We start from the raw sequence: 15,809 nt of genomic DNA, 5'->3' as shown, positions 1-15,809 counted from the left end.
ATCAACGTCTTATACCTAAAAATCTTTGAGCCGGAACTCTTACACTTTCGTGATAACCAGGAATATTGGTAATTGCACGGCCGATTTCCCAACCTACTCCCCATGAAGCGCCATAAATACCCCCCAACGTTGAAAAAGCATTGGAGCCTTGTTCAAGTGCGTATTGTGCTCCATTTATCTGCCCTGTATTGAGCTGGTTTTGTACATTCAATGCATTGTAAGCTCCCAATAGATAACCTCCCACGCGTAGCTCATTACTCAATGCCTTTCCAATGCTTTTTCCTCCAGTACGCTGGTTGCCATTGAACGTCTGGGAATATGATTTCATCTGTCGCAAGCTGTACCAGCTCGCCTTATTGTACATGAGATGTGAACCAGCAGATAATGCAGCTCCGACTCCGGCCCCCAACAATCCTCCCATCCCGCCAGATGGTTGTTCAAACCTAAGGTATTCTGTGCCGATTGAATTTATATTACCCATTTGACCCACAGCATTTGCTACCTGACCCTGAGCATTAGCAACCCAATTCCCACTTTCATAAGAGGCCCTTCCTGTCACTGTAACCTCATCCAACTCCCAACTGAATCCATTTCCCGCACTGATTACATGATTCGACATATCGGATATTGATACGTTACTATTGCTGTTCATATAGCTCATAAAACTGGAAATCTCATCAGGATCATCAATCGTGATGTTTCCATTTGCATCTACACGGTACATACCATTGGGGTCATAATACAATATAGGATTGTTGCCGACATAGGTATATGGTGTAAATGATGAATACATTTCCGCCAACGGATCCACGGCTCCCCACCTCCCGATCACCGGATCGTAGAACCGTGCCCCGTAGTCGTACTGGCCCCCAAGTTCATCCTGCCTCTCTTTTCCGTTATAAAGATACTTATTCTCCGGGCTCGAAACAAGGGCGCGCGGTGTTTTTAGCGAACCGAACGGGTAGTAGTCATCCTGCTGCAGTACCTGCACGTTGCTGCCGGACCGCTTGATTGTAGCACGGACATTCCCCAAATGGTCCGTCAGATTGAATTGGTACACATAACTGCTGCCACTTCGCAGGGCAATCCCTTCTCCCGTATGGATCAGGTCGATCGCGTTGCCGTTGTACTCGATGCCCTCCAGGTAATTGCGGATAGTGGTGCTCCCACTGATTGTTGAAGTTTTCCGGAGCTTTATACCCAATGCATCATACATATAGCTTATACTCATGCCCGTCTTATCTGCCGTTTTCGGCAGATTGAGGAAATTATAGGCAAAAGCCATTCCTGTACGGTCGGAGGTCGCATTTCCGTTTGGGTCGTAAGCATAGTTTCCGGATACCGCCCCAGAAAGATTTACCAATCGATTTCCGGTATAGGTATACGAAATTCCGCTAGCATGGTTATCTCTTTTCAACGTAGTGATGTTCCCCATCAAATCATAGGTCAATTGCTCACGCATGTTTCCGGCACTGTTCCCGTCAACAAGCCGGTGCAGTGCATCGTAGGTGTAGGTGAAATACTTGCTGACCTGCCCCGATTGCACCCAATGTTGCTCCGAAATATTTCCATTATAATATGCGATCCCCGTATTTGTGGGATTATTGTATTTCAGACTAAACGTAAAATATGGGGAACTGGCACTTTCCAACCAGCCGCGGATATTGTGCACATAATCAATGCCCGTCAAAAAAGAGGTCCCCAAGCTGTTTCCCCCAAGGGACTTTTTCTTCAGCTCGCCAATCTCGTTATACTCATTTTTGGATAAAATAACCTTTTCCTGATTATTGATTGTATGGGATGTGCTTAATAATCTGCCAGCGTGATCATAACCGTATCCCGTTACGAGCGTCGTTGTCTGGCCCTGGGCAATGTGTTTCCTTGTGGACTGGAGCAATTGCCCGGGGAAATTGTAGAGGTCGGTAACGTAATCGGTTCCGCCCAAATGATTCTGGCCGGCGGTCTGCCTTAATCGCCCCTTGTCATCATAATAGTAAACGGTCAGCAGGGGGGCTGACCCATCATCCTTGCCAACCCTCGTGCCCGTCAGCAATGCCTTTGTCTTCGGACTCGGGCTAAAATCGATAGCGGGCAAGCCGGCAACGCCCGTAAAACCGTACGTATCGTAGTAATTTGTAACATACACAGCCATGTTCGTGGTAGGGAAAGCCAGGTTTGTATATTCCGAGGCGTTAAGCCTGCCCACCCAAAGGGGGGCATTGGACGCGTCCAATTGGGACTGCAGCGACACCCTGTTCAGGGTTGAATTGTAAATCCCTGTTTGCGCGACCCTCCCGAAAACGTCGTACTTTATAAATCCCCATTTCCCCTGCGGCCGCTGGTTGGCGTCCTGTTCGAGCACAAGCCTGTCACGCCTGTCATATACCATATGCCGCCACCCACTGGCCGGGATCTTCTTTTCTATCAGCCTGTTCCTGAGGTCATATTTATACCAATACGCAGATTCCAGCAATTCCGCTTCGGTCGGAACCGAACTGTCGCTTTGCGATAAGCGATCCGACAGGTCCGGTGGAAGGACAAAAACAAGGTTCCCGTAGTCGTCATAAATATAATAGGTCTGCGTCCAGTGCCCCCTGTTCCCCAGCTGCGTCCGGTTCCGTGTCCGCTGGACTTTCCGCAGCACCGTCTGCCCCCCGGAGGTGACGTATTCCCGCGTTTCCAGGCCTTCCTCATCGATAAGGCTTCTCACGGACAGCTTACCGCTTTCATAATAGCCATTGCTTGCATTGGTATAGAAATGGTATCGATAGGGAAGGCCGTTGGCGGCGATGCGCCAGCAGATGACTTTCTCGTCATAGTCGCCCGTGCCGTGCGAATTAAGCGAATTCACGGTGCGCACAGACCTCTTTTCATTCTTCCAGTCTTCCCCGGGGCCGTATGTAAACTCCTCCCTGCCCAACGGCGAACGCTCATGGACCGTTTCACCGAACGGCCGGCCGTCTTGTACACCCGCAGGATTCTGGTAAAACTTGAAATGCTCACCGGACATATAATCCCCCATGCCATAGTTTGGCCGTACGTTTGGAAGGGCGTTGGGCTTATATGCCCCGTCGGATCCTTGCATGTACGGAGCGAACGTCAGGTGCGGGCGGCCAATGTTATCATAGGTCTGTGATTGCACAATGTCCTTGCCCAAGGGCGAGGCCTGCCAGGAAACAACCTGTTCTTCCCTGCCCAAATCATCGTAGTATGCAATTGTTTTGTTCCTGTCTGCGATGGTTAGAGCCTCCACATCCAAAAAGGATCCCAGCCCGCTTTTTTTGACGACACTTTTTGTGACCGAGTTCCGATTGGCTACGGCCGCTTGGCTATAAACCCGGAAGACACCGGAAACATGGGTTTTGCCGGCCTTCGTTGCTTGCAGCATGTACCCCCCGGGCAGGTTGGTCGTGTACGACGCCCCGGTGGCCCCGCTTATGACCGTTCCGTTTTCACGCTTCCACACATAGGAATTAAAAGGGCCGTTCGTAACCGAGAGCACCGTTGTGCCGTTCACCGGTAACACTCCCCCGTTTGCCGCTGATAAAATCGGTCTTCCCGGATCAACCACCAAAACATCCAAAGTCACATCGGCACTGATGTATAGGAAATCAGGATGGTCACCCTCTGTGTACAAAAGATAGTCGAACTCAAACTCCCCCAATTGGGTCCACCTAAGCTTTATACGGTAAGGCTCTTCCTCCACCGTGACTAAAGGGCCGGCGCCCAGAGAATATGCCCAGGTGTAGGAATCGGGAAAAGGGGCATGTATAATGGCACCGTTCCTGTTTCGGAAAACAATGCGATACTCTACCTCTTCATTAAGATTGACGACCGACGGGCCCGTGATTTCGATATGGCCTTTTTGGCCTTGCCCTTTTGCAAAAAAAGTCAGGCATATCATGGCGGCTATCGCCAAGAACTGTATGGGCAGCTTTACCATGGCATTCATCTTTTGTATTGGTATTTATAGGTCTCTAAAATCGATCCGTCAAAATCCTTGACAACATATAGGCGCCCCAGGCCGTCATACTCATAATACATGGGCCTATTGGTCGCATCGGTTGCGCACACCCGCCCATATTGCGGATGGTAGGCAAATGTCATTAACGTAACGTCATCCGGAAGCTTTTGGCGCAGCTTTTGGTTAAAATTCGACCAAAGGGTTTTCTGTGCGTTCGTCTGCATTTCCCCCACGGAAGAGAGAAAGGCGTCGATATTCCCGTAACCCAATTCCACGACGGACTCATCGGCCTTGGCCGACAGGTTTGGCCCATCGGCATTTACCGCCTGAACAATGGGCAAGGTTTTATTGTAGCCCCAAACGAAAGACACACGCGCATCATTGTCCTTGGAAAAACTCGTCACGTTTCCTTTACTGTCGTATGCATGATACCTTAATAAAGTCCTATAATTGACCCCGTCCCTGCTCTGTTGTTCCGATACGGGCGCAATCACACCATCCGGCCACAACTGGTAGTTTTGCTTATCCCAAAGATAGGCTACGTCATTCCTCCGATGCTCCTTTACGATTGCCGGAGAGATGATGTTCTTGGCCACCATAAGAATGTATGGGGCGGACGTGAAGTCGGTGGGATATTTATAAACGGTGGAGATGGTATCCAAATTGGATTGGGACACCATTTTCCGTGTCATTTGCTTGTGGAGCAAATTACCGTAGAAGTATTTTTGGCGGACCGCCATCACCGTTCCGTGGCTGTAATCCGTTTCTACCTCTTCGCTGGTCACCCACCATTCAGATAGGTTGTCATAATAGCGTATGTCGCCATCTTGATAAATAAAAAAGGGGCTTGTATCCGTATTTGGCTTCATAAACTTTGCGGCTTTCAGGGACGACCCATGCATTTGCCGATATCCGTAGTCCTTCCGTTTGAGCAATTTCCATGAACCGTCCTTATATTCGATATATTTCAGCTTTCCATTAACTCCCGAGAATGAAAGTGGAAGTTCCGGTTCCTGGAAAGTGAACCCCGGACCTAAATTGTGGAAATTATAATGTATGTGGCCATCCCCGTTGCCGCCCCCTTCGAAAACATAGACATCGGAATAGGTTACATGGGAAGGCGGGGCATGCCCTCCCAGCGGATTTACCGAAGACGACGTTCTGATCAGGAAAAGCGCGTGGGACGAAAGCCATCCGTCTTCGGTCTGCAGATATTTGCTGCAACCCCTCGTGTAATGTCTTTTCGGGAACGTAACCTTGGCAGAAGAGAAGCCGTCCGGACTGCCATCAACGCTATATATAAACTTCTTTTGCCGGAGAAGGGCATTATTTTGGGCATATTCCGATATCGATTTTATGCGGAGCCCCCCGATTGCCTTATTCCTGACCGTTGTATACGAAGTAGACGACGCGGAAAGGATAGTCACGTACTCCGGATGATAGATTACCTCTATCGTGTAATCTCCGGAAGACAGGTAAACCGTGGCATTGGGGCTCGCAATGGAGAACGTTCCGATAATGGCGTTTGAACCGTTCCGAAGGTAGGCGACAGCCTGTCCATCGGGTATCCGGTCGTCAGCTATTGGATAACAAGTTAGGTCGAGCGCCACTTCCCGCCCGAGGCTCAAGGTAAAATGACCGATTGTCTCCGAATAGGCATTGGACCCATCGGCCTTGGCTATCTCGGTCTTCCTGATATGCTGATAGGGTGTCACAGGATGGCTATGCGGCTCGTAATCGAATTCCGTCCTTCCGCCCGTTGGATAGACAACGGAAGTAAGCAAGCCCCGCTTGCTGAACATCCCCGTGCTGTCGCTTAAACGATCGACCCCCTGGAATGTCCAGGGGCTACCGTCTTTAATCTCCGTCACGGTCGGCAAAAGCGTCGGCGCCACCTCCCCGGGAATCGTGTAACCGGCAAATGAAGAATAATAGCCCCATTCATCGATCTGCCTCCTATATTTGGAAGGAAGCTCCTGCGGACGGAAGTAGGAAAAACGATAGGGGGGAGAAGAAGAATTGTCCCGCCCGACTTCAGCGATGGAATCCAGTTTCAAGCGGAGGAACTGGTGCGGGTTCGCCCCGGCATATGAACCGTTGAAATAACTATAGGAAAAGACAAACTTTCGGACCAAGGCATTGTTTAGGTCGTACTGCGCTATTTCGGATAATTTCTGGGGCTTCCAGCTATTAGTGTTCAAAAAGGGGTCCGGTTCCACGTCATCGCGTACGGTCCTACTGAAGAGGATACTACCTTTGTCATAGGTTATTTTCCGCAGATACACGTTCTGTATCCTTTGCCTGCTGGCGGAAGTAAAATTGTATACGGTTGCCATCGGCCCGATCTCTTGGGTGTATCCCCCCAACGCCAATCTATCATAACGTTTCTGGTGCACCTGGATCACGCTCAGGCTTAGGCCGGGTTCGTATTGGAAGCGGACCACGGTTTGCCCCTGGGGATCCATGATGGAATCCAGATACCAAGCGTTCTCGGACTCATCGTATGCGTTGGTAAAATTAGGCTCAAGGCCACTGAAATTGGCCAGGTCGGAATTTTTATAGTAACTCCCGGCAATTTCAGGCGTTCCGAAAAAATACTTGTAACCTTGCGGATCTGTGATCGCCCACCTCGCGGAATTGACCCTTTCCAGCAGTTCTATCTTGAGGTTATTCTGCTTTTCCACATAGATACTGTCCCCCATGCTCTGCTTGCCCAAAAAAAACTTACCCGTATTTCCCGCGAAATTGTAATAGAAAACATCCGGCTCAGCATCTATCGTTCGATTCCCAACGTGCCGGAAATATTGGCCGGTTTCATGCGCCTCTTGGGGATCAAGAATGGGAGATTCGACATAATTGTGTTCATCGTGCGGAGGAAGTGCGGTCGCCGAAGGGTATCCGCCAGTCTTAAAATCATCCAACCCCCGGATCGAACGGGTGATAACCCCACCCCCGTCAGAAAGGGCCCATCCCAATCCGACCCAACTTGCCTCATCGGAAACTTTGATGCCGTTTGCGGAATTATATTCAAGGCTTATCCTTATGGGTACTTTATCGGAACTTTCATCCAATAAGGGAACACCGAGGCCGTGCCCACCCGTGAAATGGCTTGCCTCAATATCCACGAACTTCACCAATGACGCTGCCGTTGGAGATGGTGGAATCACTTTCGAGGCTTGGAAATGTTCGCCTGTTTGCGCTTGGGCATGCATTCCCACCGATACCAGAGTTATTAGGAACACAGCCCACCCCGCAAACATATTACCTTTGTCTAATCCAGTTTTCATATATATCTTACGTTAAGAACATGCGGTTGTGGTGTGCGGATGTCCGTGGGTAGCTCATAATCCGGCTCGAAGACATAGTCCGGCACCGTGATATCCGTCTTCATTTTTACTTCCTTGGCCAGGGTGTCGCCATCAACGGCCAGCTTCGCTTGGGGGTCAATGGTGCCGATGCCGGTATTGCCGTTCGGCAGTTTCTGGGCGGATAGATGCAAGGTACATGCACATAGCAAGGCTATAAAGGTGGGTATAGGTTTCATAGATATTAATTGGTGTATGTTAATTCCCCTAGTCGATCTGTTGGTTTATGTAAATCGGTTTAATCATTATAATATGCCCTTGGGGCCATTCACCCCCGCACACATTAGCCGAAAATACATCCAGTTGGAATCTTACACACGTTTAGGCTGATGTCTTATTTCGTTGTAAGTTTAAGGATACATTTCCACAATTCCAAATTAAGTTTTGACTTTTTTCATGGTGTCCCGTTTTCATCGAAAAAAAAATTGTATATTCATTAGTCTTAAATTATGTTTACGTTGTGCTATACGGAGGTTTATGCAGACAACATGGCCGACAAGACCTTGGATAAAAATTTCAGCAAATAGCTTGGATTAATGAGTTCATTATGTTTTGTATTGCGCAGCATGTAGTAGATAAACCAAATACCTTTTTTATTGCATGGGTTGTCTTTCCATTTCCATCACGCAGATATTTTCGATACTATTGCATAGCAAAAGCAAATAAACGCTGGATATTCTGAGAGGCTGACAGGGAGTTAATCTATTTGCCAAACGACTAAACGTTATGGACGAATTATTCAAGAATGAAATTCCTAAATGGGATTTCCGCAAACGATTCAATGTCGATCATGATGGCAAGGGTTGGAAAAGAGAGCCGAGCTTGCTCCGGGCCGAAGCGCTATATGAGCAATCGAGAAAAGTTTATCATATCGCAAAATTGTTTTGCGAAACGTTGGTAGGAGACCAGGCTGATCTGACCACCGAGCTGATCATGGAAAATGCACTCATGATACCACCAAAAATTATCGGTGCTGAAGGGGGAGATCTATACATCTTACGTATGGAAAATGCGGCCATCATCCGCCTACATGGTCGGCAATTGCGGGAGCAAGTTGATTTCGCTGAGGCCAGAGGAATGGGAAAGACCGAATACACAAAACTGCTCAAAATAGAGCTGGAAAAATTCAGGCACCTATTTGTTAATTGGGTAGATGCTTTTGAAAAAGATGAAGTGGAAGATGATTGGGGGTTATTTTGATGCAAACAGGAGACAAAGGTACATGCATTTGCCCGTTGCCGTCTACGGTCAGCCGAACAGGTCATCCATCGTGATGGATTTCTGGATCAACCCGGGGTATTGTTCGGCGTTGCTAACGCCAAAAGAAGTGATCAACGTGAAATAGTGTTTTGCGGGTTTTGGCGTAATATAATGTTTTATATCGCGCCAAAAGCACGAAAAAAACAGGGTTTTGGCGTGATATAAAAGTCACAAAATGCCTTCAGGACGGAGATGGCAATAATAACGGTCAACCGAACAGGTCATCATCATGAGGCTATTTTGGATTTCAATTGGTTTCCAGCATCAAAAAAAGCGGCACCCCCTTTCGGAGATGCCGCTGACTGCCGGAAAGACCGGCGAATGGCGATAAGAACTGCTCCTACACCACGGCGGCCGTCACCGGATCGCTGTAGTCCAGCCGGTCGGTATCCGTACCCACGTACACTGCCCGGAACTCGTACTCAGTGAAGCGTTCCAGGCCTTGCAATTGGCGGGAGGATCCATAGGAGAACACTTCAACCCATGGATTGCCGCTGCCAACAACACGGTAGGCAAACCGGTAACCCCGTGCAGCAGCGTTGGGCTTAACCTTCACCGTCACACGCCGCGAGCCCACCGGCCCGTTGATTACTTGTACGTCCATCGGTTTGGGGCAAGGGCCGTTCGGCTGCCTCGTCTTATTGTGGTCGAAACCGGCCGAAAGAATAACGGCGGCATCGCCATCAGCCACTTGTTGTACATGCAAAGCCAGTGACCGCAGCGTACGGGCTAGCATCTCATGCCGCTGGTTGCGCACCTCGGTGGCATGTTTGCCGCCCAAAGCGGCATCCGGCAATGCCGAACGGTAGTCGGCCAGATTGGTTTCCAGCTCCGTAAGGGCTGGTATAGGGTTTGGGAACAGTTCGTTCCCTGTCATTTTGGTAAACACGGTCTCAGCGATATGGTCTAGCGCCTTGGTGCTCATTTTTCCGAAATTTGTTTTTGGTTTAAAATACATTGTTAAAAAATTTAAAAGTTAAAACCTGACTGCGATATGCAGGCAAGCTCCATCGCCATTGAAAAATAATGATGTCGATGAAAAAATAAATGAACTAATCCTCGATGTAGGCTGATCGGTTCGGTTTTCCGGGAATCCGGGGTTTGGGGTTGATTTTTTGTCATTGTAACACGTGGTTACGGAAGGATTTTCGGTTTTGCTTGCAAGCGGGGCTTCTTCCCTTTAAAGGGGAGCACCGTACCTTGTAGGGAAAATGTTTCCCCTTTAAAGCGGAACCCCTCACCTTTAAACGGGAGCACCGTACCTTGTAGGGAAAATGTTTCCCCCTCAAAGCAGAGCCTCTTCCCTTTAAAGGGAAACGCCGTACCTTGTAGGGAACATGTTTTCCCCTTAAAGCGAAGCCCTTTCCCTTTAAAGGAGGGCGCCATACCTTATAGGGAAAATATTTCCCCCTTAAAGCGGAGCCTTTTACCTTTAAAGAGGAACGCAATACCTTATAAGGAAAATGTTTCTTCCTTAAAAGGGAGCCGTGCTCCTCACTTGCGGCAACCCTTTCTACGGGGATTGCCAAACAATACCTGGATGTCAAAGAACTGCTACGATAAACCGCATTCAGGAACGGGGTATATTATAAAATTCGGTACAATGCGCGAGAAGGGCGTTCGTTATCGTGCCATTTTTCCCGCAGAACGGAGCTTTTTTTGGCACGATAACGAACATTCCGGCTTAATATCCTGTATAACAGATTATTAACGATCTTCTTTGGGAGAGACGCCGAACTCCTGTTTGTACTGTTTTGAGAAGTGGGTACGGACATTGAACCCCACCATCGCTGTGACTTCTCCGACGAGGTGTTGGTTACTGTTCAGCAGTTCCCGAGCCTTTTCAAGTCGGGTGGTGAGGATGAGCCGCTGGGGTGTCGGCTGTCCTTGGTTTTCGAACAGCCGGTATAGGTTGCGGCGCGATAGGCCTACTTGCTGTGCAAGGCTGTCCACGGTGAACGAAGGGTCGGCAAAATGCACCTGGATCAGGTGCTTCGCCCGGAGCATGAGGCTTTCATCTTGGGTCGCATTCGGCCTGGGGGCCGCGGCCATTAAACTGGCATGGTACAGTTTAACGATCTGGTATAGCGCCTCCTTGCAATGGACATTCAGGGCAAACCCCCGTTTATCGGTCTTGTGGAGCTTATCGATGCATTTGTGTACCGTGGACGGCAGAAAGCGGAACTGTAGGTGGGGCACCTTGGTCGGGGGTGCATCTTCAACCACGTGCGTCAGATTGGTCAATAGCCTGAACTCTTCCGTCAGCAGCTGCGCCGCGTACTGCGAGAAACCGAAACAATGGAATCCGGATGATCCCGATGGCAGCTGTACTTCGGTGGTTCCGGGCATCAGCATGGCAGCGAAACACGCGAATGGGGGAACATGGATGGGTGCTTGCCCGGGCACGAACGTCCACTGGCTTTCCTGCTGCCCGTTCAGGATGATCAACAGGTAGGGGTTTGTCGTGTGGATGGTTACAGAGGCATCGGTCTTGCACGACCCCTTGGCTGTGGCGTAGAAGAAAGTCGCCCCCGCTAAGCTACGAGCCACCAGCTCGCCCGAGGGGTTTTGCCACGTGGAGGTTGCCAGGTGATTGCCCAGCGAAGCAGCCTTCCTGGAGGTTGGTATACCATGCTCGCCATCAAACGATACGTCCAGCTGGATATGGCGTTCCATAGGCTTTGGAAGGTAAAAAGGTAGTGTTCATGAGGTAAAACTAACAATCTTGGGGCAGAAAAACAACGGAGGTTCGAGAAAGCAAAAGAGAATATGTAAATTTGCTTCCTTAGCAATTTGCGATATTCATGGAAAAAGTCGTCACCCACCACCCCTTCCGCACCATTGAGCTGGAATACGACCGGGAGAAGCCCCAACCCGACTGGGAAAAGGAGACACTGGATAATTATTTCCACATGCACGATGAGGTGTGGCGTCTCAAAACAATACGGGAAGAATATGAACCCCAGCTGGATAGGGCAATCGCATGGATTAATGAATTACGGACCGAACTATATCCCATCGAGCAGGAAATCGACCTGCTGGAACTGGCCACCGGCCTCCGCGATGACAACCCGATGCCGGGCTTCGAGGGGTCCATATCACTGCAGCTTGACAATTTCCGCAAGGCAACAAAAAAACATAATGAGGATCTGATAGCCCTCCATACGCTCATTACCCAATGCATCGGAGAACACAATGTCTTCCTGAAAGACTATGAAACATTTGACGAATGGTTTGAATCATTTGCCAGCGGGCCATTGCATCAACTGTATATGCGCTATGAGGACATCAGTGTGCATACCGTGTCACTGGACCGGGACCACCAATCGTTCCTCGAAACCTGGAGCCCCGTAATCCAGGCGGAACGCGATTATTTCGAACGGGCCACCGATGCCTTTGAAGCCTATACCGAACTGGCTGAAGCCTCCGAAAAATTATACCGCAGGGCAGAAAAAGTGGACGATTCCTTGGATGATTTTATCAAGAAGAATAAAAACGGGGGTGATGGACAATGGCGAAAATTTCCTTGAGCCGCACGACCAGCTACCGGTTCGTTCCATAAGCGCTCCGCCTTCTCACTAAGAACCCTAAGGAAGGGGCTTGACGCACGCTGCATGAAACCAGCAATCTATCATACACCCCTTTATTAAAGAAGTGTTCGCGAATGCGTTACAATTTTCTACCTTTGCAAAAATTTTCTTTTAATGGCAACTACAACGAATAAAACATTCACCATGATCAAGCCGGATGCAGTAAGCAACGGCCACATCGGAGCTATTTTGAACGACATCATTGCTGGGGGATTTAAGATTATAGCGATGAAATACATTCGCTTATCCAAAGAAACGGCTGGGGCATTCTACGCCGTGCATGCAGCACGCCCTTTTTATGGCGAATTAGTGGATTTCATGACCTCCGGGCCTATCGTGGCAGCCATCCTTGAAAAGGATAGTGCGGTAGAAGCGTTCCGTAAACTGATTGGCGCGACAGATCCGGCAAAAGCTGAAGCCGGCACTATCCGTAATAAATATGCAAAATCCATCGAAGCCAATGCCGTCCATGGCTCGGATTCGGATGACAATGCCGAAATTGAAGGTAATTTCTTTTTCTCGCAGGTCGAGCGGTTTTAAAATTTCGAAACCTAGCAGGCTCTCAAAACCTGCTAGGTTTTTTAGCCTTAAAACATCCTTTTGGCGAGGTAGAAATCTTCTTTTTCCCTCATGATTTCTTTTTCCTTTTTACTCTTGTCGCCATAGCCGCATAAATGCAAGATGCCATGGATGATTACGCGGTGCAATTCATCCCGCACAGCCACACCGAATTTTTCCGCATTTTCGCGGACACGGTCTACACTGATAAAAATATCGCCCGCGATGGTCCCCTGCTTTTCATGGTGATCGAAGGTGACAATATCTGTAAGCGTATCATGATTGAGGTATTGCTTATTGATGGTAAGCAGATAGGGATCACTGCATAGGATAATGCTGATCTCTCCAGTTTTGAATCCTTCGGCCCGTGTAGTTTCCTTGATCCATTGGCGGATATTGATTTTCTGCTTGGGTTGGAAATCCGTATCCTCGGAAAAAAAATAGATATTACTCATTGTTCAGCGGTGTGAAGTATGCAACTACCCTTGTAAATCACGCGCTTCCAGATAAGACTGGAGGATAATGACGGCTGATACGCTATCGACGAGCCCCTTATCTTGCCTTTTCGATTTTTTAAGGCCGCTTTGCGCTATCGTTGCAGAGGCCATTTTGGAGGTAAACCGTTCGTCAATAGTCACCGTGGGAATGGTGGGAAACGTCCGACGCATTGTTCTCACAAAACCCTTTACATGCTGGGCCGACTGGGAATCCGTGCCATCTATCTGCCGCGGCATGCCCACCACAAATGAAGAAACAGCCTCTTTAGTCAAATATTCCTTGACGAATGCGACCACATCCTGTGCATGCACCGTAGTCAAGGCTGTAGCAATAATCTGCAATGGATCGGTCACAGCAATGCCGACTCGTTTAGTTCCATAATCAAAAGCCATGATGCGCATAATCCGAACAAAAGTACTTTTTTGCGCTGGCAATTCATACTAGCTAATTAAAGAAATAGAGAAGGTATATGGTCGCCAGCAGGATAATCGCTATTACCACGGCCCACGTGATGATGTTGCCCACCGGCCGATCATTTGGTTCTTTTATCGACTCACGCGATGGGGCGGGATCATCTTGGTGTGCCGCATAATTTTCCTCCGCTTTGACATTTCCTTCATGATCCGTTTGATGACTCTTTCCCATGACGTAAATACATTAATCTACTAAAACAACAAATAATTATGCCTTTTGTTTAGGGTCCAAATCGTAATCTCATTTCCCAAATACCAAATCTTTTCCTTATCATTGCACGTAATATTATTCGATATGCGATTTATTGTTTCTACCTCGATATTATTAAAACAACTGCAGGCCATCAGTGGGGCTTCTAGCAGCAGTACCGTGCTGCCAATACTGGAAAATTTCTTGTTTGAAATCAAGGACAACGTCCTAACCATTTCTGCTACAGATCTGCAGACCAGCATGGTAACCTCCCTTCCGATTGAAGCTAAGGAAGAGGGTCGGGTGGCCATGCCCTCCAAGATATTGATCGAGACATTAAAGACACTTCCTGATCAACCGGTGGCTTTTTCCGTAGACACCCAAACGTTGGCTGTGGAAATCAGTGCCGGAGATGGCAAATACAAGCTCAGTGGGGAAAACGCAGACGACTTCCCGAAGATTCCCATCGTGGATAATCCATCTTCGGTAGCTATCCCCGCTTCGGTTTTGGCCGAAGCCATCAACAAAACGATCTTCGCTGTGAGCAATGATGAGTTGCGACCCGCGATGTCGGGCGTATTGGTTCAGCTGGCCGAACAATCCGCGACCTTCGTAGCTACGGATGCACATAAACTGGTGCGCTACCGCCGTACGGATATCAGCACCCAAAAGCCTACGTCGTTGATTTTACCAAAAAAAGCGCTGTCCTTGCTGAAATCGTCATTGCCTACGGAAGACATCAGTGTCTCCGTGGAGTACAACAACACCAATGCTTTTTTCAAGTTCGGTAATATCCACCTCATCTGCCGCCTGATAGACGAACGATACCCTGATTACGAAGCCGTCATCCCGCAGGTGAATCCGAACAAATTGACACTCGACCGGCATATATTCCTCAACTCACTCCGCCGCGTGGTCATCTTTGCTAACAAAACCACCCATCAGGTGCGGCTCAAGATTTCCGGCAGTGAACTGAATATCTCCGCAGAAGACCTTGATTTTTCGAATGAGGCCCATGAACGCCTCAGTTGCCAATTTGAGGGTGAAGACATGGAAATCGGCTTCAACGCTAAATTCCTGGTGGAGATGCTAACCAACCTGGATAGCGAGGAAGTGGTAATTGAAATGAGCACGCCAAACCGTGCCGGGCTGCTACTGCCCGCGATTGCGGATGAAAACGAGGACATCCTGATGTTGGTGATGCCTGTAATGTTGAATAATTTGGGTTAACCGTATTGGATCTCATCACCTCACTTATTGATTTTATCCTCCACATCGACAAACACTTGGTGGAGATTGTCAATGACTACAAGACATGGACCTACCTTATCCTGTTCCTGATCATCTTTGCTGAAACCGGATTAGTCATTACCCCATTTTTACCCGGTGATAGCCTACTTTTTGCCGCGGGCGCGATTATCGCCATGCCGGGTACCGACCTTAATATCCTCCTAATGTGCTTCCTGCTGATAGCCGCGGGTATACTGGGCGACATGGCCAATTACCACATCGGTAAATACATCGGGCCAAAGGCTTTCAGCGGACGGTATAAATTGCTGAAAAAGGAATACCTCGAGAAAACGCAGCAATTCTATAATAAATATGGCGGCAAGACTATCATCTATGCCCGCTTCGTTCCCATCATCCGTACGTTTGCCCCATTTGTCGCTGGTGTAGGCACCATGAGCTATGTCCGGTTTGCATCATATAACGTGATTGGCGCTATCCTTTGGGTATCCTCCTTTTTGTTTTTGGGTTACTTCTTCGGTGGCATGCCCGTGGTGAAAGATAATTTTACCTACGTCATCTTCGCCATCATCCTGCTTTCCGTATTGCCTCCGCTAGTGGAGATCATCCGTGGGAAAATGAAGGTTCGTAAACCATCTGAACCTTAGGTTGGCCATTCGGCTT

The 15,809-nt window shown here is 48.6% G+C and carries 14 protein-coding genes; 5 read left to right on the top strand and 9 right to left on the bottom strand.

What is annotated here, in order from left to right; genetic code table 11:
- Position 1: 1 nt before the first annotated feature.
- The 3 genes from NF543_RS07040 to NF543_RS07030 are packed head-to-tail and all read right to left on the bottom strand — an operon-like array spanning position 2 to position 7,508.
- Positions 2-3,952, bottom strand: a complete 3,951-nt coding sequence (locus NF543_RS07040; RefSeq protein ID WP_257957449.1) for an RHS repeat domain-containing protein — start codon at positions 3,950-3,952, stop codon at positions 2-4.
- A complete protein-coding gene (locus NF543_RS07035) occupies positions 3,949-7,251 on the bottom strand; it encodes a hypothetical protein (protein WP_257667405.1) in 3,303 nt (1,100 codons plus the stop codon). The genes NF543_RS07040 and NF543_RS07035 overlap by 4 nt, the downstream gene beginning before the upstream one ends.
- The gene (locus NF543_RS07030; protein ID WP_257667404.1) at positions 7,248-7,508 is read right to left on the bottom strand and encodes a hypothetical protein; all 261 of its coding nucleotides are present in this window, start codon (positions 7,506-7,508) and stop codon (positions 7,248-7,250) included. The genes NF543_RS07035 and NF543_RS07030 overlap by 4 nt, the downstream gene beginning before the upstream one ends.
- A 547-nt stretch (positions 7,509-8,055) precedes the next feature.
- Here NF543_RS07030 and NF543_RS07025 point away from each other — a divergent pair.
- Positions 8,056-8,529 carry a hypothetical protein gene (locus tag NF543_RS07025; protein WP_257667403.1) on the top strand — a complete coding sequence of 158 codons (474 nt, stop codon included), beginning with the start codon at positions 8,056-8,058 and terminating at the stop codon, positions 8,527-8,529.
- A gap of 400 nt (positions 8,530-8,929) precedes the next feature.
- Here the strand turns inward: NF543_RS07025 and NF543_RS07020 are convergent, their stop codons facing one another.
- The 3 genes from NF543_RS07020 to NF543_RS07010 form a co-directional block, all read right to left on the bottom strand.
- Positions 8,930-9,547, bottom strand: coding sequence for a fibronectin type III domain-containing protein (locus tag NF543_RS07020; protein WP_257667402.1), 618 nt, complete (start codon positions 9,545-9,547; stop codon positions 8,930-8,932).
- A 176-nt stretch (positions 9,548-9,723) separates the two neighbouring features.
- The gene (locus NF543_RS07015) at positions 9,724-9,975 is read right to left on the bottom strand and encodes a hypothetical protein (RefSeq protein WP_257667401.1); all 252 of its coding nucleotides are present in this window, start codon (positions 9,973-9,975) and stop codon (positions 9,724-9,726) included.
- A gap of 321 nt (positions 9,976-10,296) precedes the next feature.
- A complete protein-coding gene (locus tag NF543_RS07010) occupies positions 10,297-11,265 on the bottom strand; it encodes a helix-turn-helix domain-containing protein (protein ID WP_257667400.1) in 969 nt (322 codons plus the stop codon).
- A gap of 128 nt (positions 11,266-11,393) precedes the next feature.
- Between NF543_RS07010 and NF543_RS07005 the strand changes: the two genes are divergently transcribed.
- Positions 11,394-12,119, top strand: coding sequence for a hypothetical protein (locus tag NF543_RS07005; protein WP_257667399.1), 726 nt, complete (start codon positions 11,394-11,396; stop codon positions 12,117-12,119).
- A 174-nt stretch (positions 12,120-12,293) separates the two neighbouring features.
- Positions 12,294-12,719 (top strand): nucleoside-diphosphate kinase, encoded by a 426-nt coding sequence (locus NF543_RS07000; RefSeq protein ID WP_257667398.1) that lies wholly within the window; start codon positions 12,294-12,296, stop codon positions 12,717-12,719.
- Between the two features lie 47 nt (positions 12,720-12,766).
- On the opposite strand, the gene ybeY is transcribed toward NF543_RS07000, so the two are convergent.
- From ybeY to NF543_RS06985, 3 genes are read right to left on the bottom strand one after another with little or no spacing between them, the layout of a single operon-like run.
- Positions 12,767-13,192: an rRNA maturation RNase YbeY gene (ybeY, locus tag NF543_RS06995; RefSeq protein WP_257667397.1), complete on the bottom strand. Its 426-nt coding sequence runs from the start codon at positions 13,190-13,192 to the stop codon at positions 12,767-12,769.
- A 24-nt stretch (positions 13,193-13,216) separates the two neighbouring features.
- Positions 13,217-13,636, bottom strand: coding sequence for a Holliday junction resolvase RuvX (gene ruvX / locus NF543_RS06990; protein WP_257667465.1), 420 nt, complete (start codon positions 13,634-13,636; stop codon positions 13,217-13,219).
- Positions 13,637-13,679: 43 nt separating this feature from the next.
- Positions 13,680-13,880: a hypothetical protein gene (locus tag NF543_RS06985; protein ID WP_257667396.1), complete on the bottom strand. Its 201-nt coding sequence runs from the start codon at positions 13,878-13,880 to the stop codon at positions 13,680-13,682.
- Positions 13,881-14,003: 123 nt separating this feature from the next.
- Here NF543_RS06985 and dnaN point away from each other — a divergent pair, with 123 nt between their 5' ends.
- Both dnaN and NF543_RS06975 read left to right on the top strand, forming a co-directional pair.
- The gene (gene dnaN / locus NF543_RS06980) at positions 14,004-15,128 is read left to right on the top strand and encodes a DNA polymerase III subunit beta (RefSeq protein WP_257667395.1); all 1,125 of its coding nucleotides are present in this window, start codon (positions 14,004-14,006) and stop codon (positions 15,126-15,128) included.
- Between the two features lie 5 nt (positions 15,129-15,133).
- Entirely contained in the window at positions 15,134-15,793 is a 660-nt protein-coding gene (locus NF543_RS06975; protein ID WP_257667394.1) for a DedA family protein, read from the top strand.
- The last annotated feature ends 16 nt before the right edge of the window (positions 15,794-15,809 follow it).

The organism is Parapedobacter tibetensis (assembly GCF_024704835.1).
Lineage (GTDB): Bacteria > Bacteroidota > Bacteroidia > Sphingobacteriales > Sphingobacteriaceae > Parapedobacter > Parapedobacter tibetensis.
Note: the sequence above shows the minus strand (reverse complement) of the source record. Positions and strands in the feature narration are given on the sequence as shown.